The sequence below is a fragment of the Candidatus Polarisedimenticolia bacterium genome, from assembly GCA_036001465.1.
Lineage (GTDB): Bacteria > Acidobacteriota > Polarisedimenticolia > Gp22-AA2 > Gp22-AA2 > Gp22-AA3.
Genome location: DASYUH010000038.1, coordinates 1 through 7,710 on the forward strand (window position 1 = coordinate 1; position 7,710 = coordinate 7,710).

The following is a 7,710-nucleotide window of genomic DNA, read 5'->3' on the forward strand; positions in this document are numbered from 1 at the left end:
CGACTGGCGCTCGCGCGGCATGCGGTTGCGCTGCGGGCCACGCTCGGCCACGGCCTTGGCGACGGCGGCCCGCACCGCGGCGTCGAACTCGGCGGTGCCGGGGGCCGGCGTCGCCTGCTGCGCATCGGTGCGCAGCGCCTGCGCGGTCTTGGAGCCGTCGCGGTAGATGGCCAGCGCCTTGACGCCCAGGTGCCAGGCCTGGATGTAGGCGTCCATGATCTCTTCGGCGATGGTGTCGTTGGGCACGTTGACCGTCTTCGAGATGGCGCCCGAGATGAACGGCTGCACGGCCCCCATCATCTTGACGTGGCCCATGTACTGGATGCTGCGACTGCCGCGGAGCGGCCTGAAGGCGCAGTCGAAGACCGACAGGTGGTTGTCCTTGAGGTGCGGCGCCCCTTCGATTGTCTCGTTCTCGTCGACGTACTCCATGATCTCTTTTACTTGAAGGTCGGAGTACCCGAGGCGCTTGAGCGCCTTCGGCACGGTCTGGTTGACGATCTTCAGCATGCCGCCGCCGACCAGCTTCTTGTACTTGATGAGCGCGATGTCCGGCTCGATGCCGGTCGTGTCGCAGTCCATCATGAAGGCGATGGTGCCGGTCGGGGCGATGACCGTCGCCTGGGCGTTGCGGATGCCGTTCCTGGCCCCCAGCTCGTACGCTTCGTCCCAGCACTCGCGCGCCGCGTTGTAGAGATCGAGCGGCACGTGCGCCGGGTCGATCTTGGCGACGTGCGAGCCGTGCTTCTTGATGACCTTGAGGAACGGCTCGCGGTTCTTCTCGTAGCCATTGAACGGCCCCATGATCCCCGCGATGCGCGCCGACTCGACGTACGCCTGGCCGGTCAAAACCGCCGTGATGGCCGCGGCGTAGTCGCGCCCCGCGTCCGAGTCGTACGCCAGGCCGCGGGACATCAGGAGCGCCCCGACGTTGGCGTACCCCAGCCCGAGCGGCCGGAAGTTGTGCGAGTTGTCGGCGATCTTCTGCGTCGGGTACGAGGCGTTGTCGACCAGGATCTCTTGCGCCAGGATGGTCGTCTCGATCGCCTTCTTGTACGCGGTGACGTCGAGTTCTCCCTGGTCATTCGCCAGCTTCATCAGGTTGAGCGAGGCCAGGTTGCAGGCGGTGTCGTCGAGGTGCATGAATTCGGAGCAGGGATTGCTGGCATTGATGCGCCCACTGTTCGGTACGGGATGCCAATCGTTGATGGTCGTGTCGAACTGCATGCCGGGGTCGCCGCACTGCCAGGTGGCCTCGGCCATCATCTTCATCAGGTCGCGCGCCTTGAACGACTCGAACGGCTCGCCGTTCGTCACCCGGCGGGTCCACCAGTCGGCGTCGGTTTCGATCGCTTTCATAAAGTCGTCGGTGACGCGGACCGAGTTGTTCGAGTTCTGGAAGAAGACAGATCCGTACGCCGGGCCGTCGAGCGCCGAGGAGTATCCGGCGTCGATCAGGGCCCAGGCCTTCTTCTCTTCCTCCTGCTTGCACTTGATGAACTCGACGATGTCGGGGTGGTCGATGTTCAGGATGACCATCTTGGCGGCGCGGCGGGTCTTGCCTCCGCTCTTGATGACGCCGGCGAAGGCGTCGTAGCCCTTCATGAACGACACCGGCCCGGAGGCGGTGCCGCCGCCGGCCAGGAGCTCCTTTGAAGACCGGATGGGAGACAGGTTCGAGCCGGTGCCCGAGCCGTACTTGAAGAGCATCCCCTCGGTCTTCGCAAGAGTGAGAATCGAGTCCATGGTGTCTTCGACGGAGTTGATGAAACACGCCGAAGCCTGAGGGTGGGGCATCTCCACCCCAACATTGAACCAGACCGGCGAGTTGAACGACATCTTCTGATAGACCAGCAAGTGCTTGAGCTCGGCCTCGAACGTCTGGGCGTCCGCCTCGGTGCCGAAGTAGCCCTGGGCGCGCCCCCAGACGCCGATGGTGCGCACCACGCGGCCGATGAGCTGCTTGACGCTGCGCTCGCGCTCGGGGGTCCCCAGGGTGCCGCGGAAGTACTTCGAGGCGACGACGTTGGTGGCGGTCTGCGACCAGAACTTCGGGACCTCGACGTCCTTCTGCTCGAAGACGATTTCGCCCTTCTCGCTGCCGATGACCGCGGGGCGGATTTCCCACTCGACCTCGTCGAACGGGTCTACACCGGGGCGGGTGAAGTAGCGCTCGAGGGTCAGCCCCTCGGCTGCCTTCCTGAGCGTCAGCGGTCCTGCATAGCCGGACGAGGCGCGGACCTGTGTCTTACGGTTCTCCCGTGAAGTCTTCTCGGCCCCCCGCTCCCTGAGCTCGGATTCCTTCTTCATCGGTCAGCGCCTCAAGTAAAAGGTCGGGCCATCCTGTGGTTCCCGACCGACGATTGGACTGCCTTCGCCGCCCCCTCCCACCCCCAAAATTTAGTGACGACGGGGCTCCTGCCGAGAGAAGACCCATCTCGGAAACGAGCACGGCCACCGTCTCACGGATGGGGTCGCGCGACTTCCGGCCGGGGCTCCAGCACTGCCTCTCGCGGTCACAAAACACGCCTCGGCCGCAATGTTCGCAGAATAGCCAGCGGTCGAGGTCGTGTCAAGGGCTGAACACAAAATGTTGGGGCTGTCCACAGTTGTTCCACAACATCCTGAGCTTTCTACCACTTAAGCCTGTGGGCGAGTCTGTGGAAAAGATGTGCGTCGGCGACCACCGTCCGGCAAGCCTCCGCCCCGCGAGCGTTCGCTGGCGAACGTCGAGAGGGGCGGCGCGAGAACCGTTGACCGGCGCGCCGTCCGGCCGCGAAAATTTCTCGACCAGGGTCGCGTTCCGAGAGGACCCGCGTGCTTTTTCAGTCCCGGAGGAAGTGGCAGGTGTAGCCGCCGGGGTTTTTCTGCAGATAGTCCTGGTGGTAGTCTTCCGCCATCCAGAACTCCGTGGCGGGGACGATCTCGGTGGTGAGCGGCCGCTTCCACTTGCCGGAGGCGTCCACCTTCGCCTTCACCTGCTCGGCGATCCGTTTCTGCCTGTCGTCCAGGTAGAAGATGGCCGAGCGGTACTGCGTGCCGATGTCGTTCCCCTGCCGGTTGAGGGTCGTCGGGTCGTGCAGGCGGAAGAACCAGCCGAGGAGCTCCTCGTACGACACCTTCGCCGGATCGAAGATCACCCGCACCGCCTCGGCGTGGCCGGTCCCGCCGGTGTGGACGTCCTCGTAGGTCGGGTTCGACAGGTTGCCGCCGGTGTAGCCAGCGTCGATCTCGTAGACGCCGGGGATGGCTCGCAGGATCTCCTCGACCCCCCAGAAGCAGCCGCCGGCGAGGATGGCGATCTCGCGCTTCGCGATGGAGTCGCTGGCGGTGCGCTTGTCCGAAGCGGGGCTCGCCCCGCCGGCCGAACCCGGCTTGCCGTCCGGCTTCGACGTCCCGGCCGCACCCTTCTCGCCGGGCGCCTTGCCGAACAGCGCCAGGTACTGGCCGTACCCCTCCGCCTCGAGCCGGTCGACCGGAATGAAGCGAAGCGCCGCCGAGTTCATGCAGTAGCGCTGGCCGGTCGGCTTCGGCCCGTCGTCGAACACGTGCCCCAGATGCGAGTCGGCGTGCTTCGAGCGCACCTCGGTGCGCTTCATCCAGAGCAGGCGGTCCTCCTTGGTCGTGACGTTTTCGGGCTCGAGGGGCCGGGTGAAGCTGGGCCAGCCGGTGCCGGATTCGAACTTGTCGAGGGACGAAAAGAGGGGCTCGCCGGAGACCACGTCGACGTAGATGCCGGCCTCGTGGTTGTCCCAGTACTCGTTGCGGAACGCCGGCTCGGTCGCCTCGTGCTGCGTGACCTGGTACTGCTCCGGCGTGAGGCGCTTCTTGAGCTCGGCATCGGGTGGCTTGGTGAACGTCTTCATGTCTCTCTCCTCACGGTGGTCGGGTGCCGCCGTCTGCCCGGTCGCCACGCTATCGACAGAGCAGGCGGCGCAGGCGAGGCCGGTGGCTAGGACCAGGACCGGGACCGCGGCCCGGCACGAATCGAGTACGACCATTGTGGCTTCCCTGTTGCTCCTGGGACAGGCCACGATCATCCCCCGAAGACGGCCGCATGGCAAGCCCTCACGGCGGGGCGCCGGACACCCTGTCCGGACCCGCCTCTCCGGACTCGCGTTGACTCCCCTCGCCGGGCGGTCTATCATCCGCCGGAATTCCGACAGCCCGGTCGAGCGCGCCTTCCGCGGAGAGGTGTCCGAGTGGCTGAAGGAGCACGCTTGGAAAGCGTGTGTGGGGGAAACCTCACCGTGGGTTCGAATCCCACCCTCTCCGCCACGTCCCCCCACCTGCATTAATAGCACCGCGGCACATGCGGGGGGCGATGGTCATATCGCCCGCGACATGACGCCGAGTTCTGCTTGACATCAGCCCTGTATGTCGTATGTAAAGAGTTCGCACTACGGACTTTGCCCCATTCCACCGACTCTGGACCACGTGAGGTCGAGGCGCCGCTCGATGGAACGTAGAGGGCACGAGGGTAATTTCCTGCGTCCTTGGGTTTCCACAATCACCGCGCTGCTCCTGGCCGTCGGGGCGGTGCCGACGCCCGCCTTCGCCCAGGGGTCGCTGAAATCCAGGCGCGACATCGGGGTCGGCAGGCAGCCGGTCGGCGCCATCGCCGTCGACTTCGACGGCGACGTCCTCCTCGACATCGTCACCGTCGATCAGCAGAGCGACGGCATTGGTCTCCTGAAAGGCTTCGGGGACGGGACCTTCGAGAAGCTCCTGGAGCTGCCGACCGGATCGCTCCCCTCGGGTACGGCCTTCGCCGACACCAACGGCGACACCTTCCCCGATCTGATCACCTGCAATCTGCGCAGCCAGGACATCTCCGTGAACCTGGGGGACGGGAACGGCAACTTCGCTCCGGCCATCAACACGTCGATCTTCCCGATCACGCCGAGCGGGCTGGCCGTGGGGGACTGGAACGGTGACGGGAAGGTCGACGTCGCGATCGCCTCGGGAGCCCTGGGGGTCCTGGCGATCGTCCTGGGAGACGGCACCGGGCACTTCGGCGCTCCGCTGGAGTACACGACCGCCGCCAATCCCAAGCAGGTGGTGACGGCCGATTTCAACCACGACACCCGGGCCGACCTGGCGGTCGTCAACAACGGCTCCAACGCCATTCAGATCTGGAGGGGGGCCGGGAACGGGCAGTTCACGCTGAACGCCACCCTGACCACCGGGACGGCGCCGCAGGGGATGACCGTCGCCGATTTCAACGGCGACGGCAACTCCGACATCGTGGTCTGCAACTTCACCGCCGACACGCTGTCGGTCTTTCTCGGCAACGCCGCGGGAGGATTCGGGTCGCCGAGCACGCTCTCCCCCGGCTTCGGGCCGCGGGGGACCGTGGCGGCCGACTTCAACAATGATCTCAAGACCGATTTCCTCGTGACCCTGTCCAAGGTGAGCGGCGTCGGCCAGGCGGTCCTTTATCTCGGCAACGGCGCGGGGGGCTTCAGCGCGCAACCCCTGGTGAACACGGGGCCGGCCCCCAACACCGCCGCGGTCGGAGACTTCAACCTCGACGGCCAGATGGATGCCGTCACGGTGAACCTGACGGCGAACACCATTTCGGTCCTGCAGAACACCACCGGGAGCTCCTTTCTGCTGGGGGCCAAGGTCGCCCTCCCGGTGGGCTCCTTCCCCCAGGGGGTGGCCGCGGCCGACCTGAACCGGGACGGCAAGGCGGACGTCGCCTCCGCCAACCAGAGCTCGAACACGGTCACGACCTATCTCGGCGACGGCCTGGGAGGCTTCCCGACGGCCGGACCGAGCGCGGCGACCGGCACGACGCCCTATTCGATCGTGGCCGACGACTTCAACCGCGACGGCATCCCGGATCTGGCGACGGCGAACAACGCCGGCGATTCGGTCAGCTACCTGGCCAACAACGGCACGTCCCTGAGTCGCACCAATTTCACGACCGGCTGCATCGGGACGGTGGCCTTGGCGTCGGGCGACATCTCGGGGGATCTGTTCCCGGACCTGGCGGTCGTCTGCGAAACGTCGAACCAGATGTGCACGCGCCGCGGAACCGGAGCCTCCGGACCGAGCGCCTTCGGCAACTCGGTCTGCACCACCCTCGCGTCGAAGCCGTCGGACATCGTGCTCGGCCACCTCAACACGGATGCGTTCCAGGATGCGGCGATCGCCTTCAGCCTGACGAACACCTGCGCCGTGGCGATCGCCGACGGCGTCGGCGGGGTGTCCGGGACGCCGGTGTCGTACCCGGTCGGGCCCACGCCGATGGGGATCGCGAGCGGCGACGTGGACGGCGACGGCGACCTCGATCTGGTGGTCGCCAACACCGGCGCCGGCAGCATCACGATCGTCCTGAGAGGCGCGCCGCCTCCCCCGAGCATCGAGGTCCAGGTCGGGCTGTCCCCCGTCGCCCTGGCCGTCGCCGACTTCAATCTCGACGGGCGGCTCGACGTCGCCGTGGGGAACGCCGACGCCAACAACGTCACGCTGCTTCTGGGGGACGGCACCGGCCATTTCACCGATGCCGGCAGCTACGGCACGCGCGACCTTCCTGTCGGTCTGGCGGTCGCCGATTTCAACCAGGACTCGAAGCCGGACATCGCGGTGGCCGACAGCTTCTCGGACACCCTGACGATCCTGCTCAACCAGTCGGTCTCAGGCGATCCGTTGCAGGTGATCGACGTGATCGGCGGGTCGCAGACGGTCGTGCGCTGGGGGCTCAAGCCGGGCGCCCTGTTCGATGTCATCCGAGGCCGCACCCCGTCGATCCATCCGGCGGGGGGCGGCGTCGACCTCGGCCCCGTCGTCTGCCTGGCCAACGACATCGCCGATTCGGACACCGCCAACTACCCGGACACGATCGACCCGGGCCCCAACGACGTGTTCTTCTACCTGGTCCGGCCGATCGTGGGGGGAGTCCCCGGGAGCTACACGGTGTCGACCGACGGCCGGATCGGAACTCCGTCCTCCGGCGGCTGCCCATAGTGGCGCTCAGAGTGTGGAAAGACGCAGAAGCCGAGTGACCGCCCCCCGCGATGGGCGGCGTCAGTGGGCGCGTAATAGTGCGTGACGCTGCTCGTTCGGCAGGGAGGGGATGACGAGTTCCCTGCGATAGAGTCCCATCACATTCTCGCCCGCCTGCACTCGGACGGGATGCAGCCGCTCCGCCAGCACCTGTGGCCAGCCCCAGGGCCGGTTGGTGAGCCGGAGGCGCATGGCCGTGGTGCCGTCTCTGGGATGGCGCTCCGAGCGGGCCTGCACCAGGTTGCGCCACACCATGAACAGGGCGAGTCGCTCGACCAGGCCGTTGTAGCTGCGGCCGAAGGCGATGGTCTCGCGCCGGTGCGCGGCCTCGCTGTGTCGCAGGAAGCGGTGCAGCTGGTCATTCGGGAACATCGCCCGGTCCCGTTGGCGGGCCTCGCGCGTGCGGGGGCTGCCCTTGGGGCCACGCACCGGGTTGGGGTAGGCGCTCAGATGCACGTACGGGAGCGCGTCTGCGGCGCGCCGTATCGCCGGGTCGTCGTCGGCGACGATGCGCAGTCGGCCCCGGGCTGGAGGCAGCGCCCGGAGCAGCGAGCGAAACGCGGCCGTGACCGCGCCGTGCGGGGGGCGGCCGTAGAGTCTCTCGAGCCGGGCGCGGCGCTTCTTCTGGATGGGGCTCATGGTTCCCCGGCGTCTCTCCCGGGCGAAGGCGAAGCCATAGAGGAACCAGGAGTTCGA

At 66.9% G+C, this 7,710-nt stretch carries 4 protein-coding genes and 1 tRNA gene; 2 read left to right on the forward strand and 3 right to left on the reverse strand.

Going from position 1 to position 7,710, the window contains the following annotated elements; translation table 11 throughout:
- Together VGV60_07690 and VGV60_07695 are read right to left on the reverse strand one after the other, a co-directional pair.
- Positions 1 to 2,310, reverse strand: a 2,310-nt coding sequence (locus VGV60_07690; protein ID HEV8701137.1) for a vitamin B12-dependent ribonucleotide reductase, incomplete at its 3' end; no start/stop codon positions are given.
- A gap of 515 nt (positions 2,311 to 2,825) precedes the next feature.
- On the reverse strand, positions 2,826 to 3,866 hold the full coding sequence (locus VGV60_07695) for a bifunctional methionine sulfoxide reductase B/A protein (protein HEV8701138.1): 1,041 nt from the start codon (positions 3,864 to 3,866) through the stop codon (positions 2,826 to 2,828).
- 322 nt (positions 3,867 to 4,188) lie between these two features.
- Here VGV60_07695 and VGV60_07700 point away from each other — a divergent pair.
- Together VGV60_07700 and VGV60_07705 are read left to right on the forward strand one after the other, a co-directional pair.
- Positions 4,189 to 4,278 (forward strand) — tRNA-Ser (locus VGV60_07700).
- A 180-nt stretch (positions 4,279 to 4,458) separates the two neighbouring features.
- Positions 4,459 to 6,975 carry a VCBS repeat-containing protein gene (locus VGV60_07705; protein HEV8701139.1) on the forward strand — a complete coding sequence of 839 codons (2,517 nt, stop codon included), beginning with the start codon at positions 4,459 to 4,461 and terminating at the stop codon, positions 6,973 to 6,975.
- A 60-nt stretch (positions 6,976 to 7,035) separates the two neighbouring features.
- Here the strand turns inward: VGV60_07705 and VGV60_07710 are convergent.
- The coding region (locus VGV60_07710; protein ID HEV8701140.1) for a hypothetical protein at positions 7,036 to 7,710 on the reverse strand (675 nt) is incomplete at its 5' end.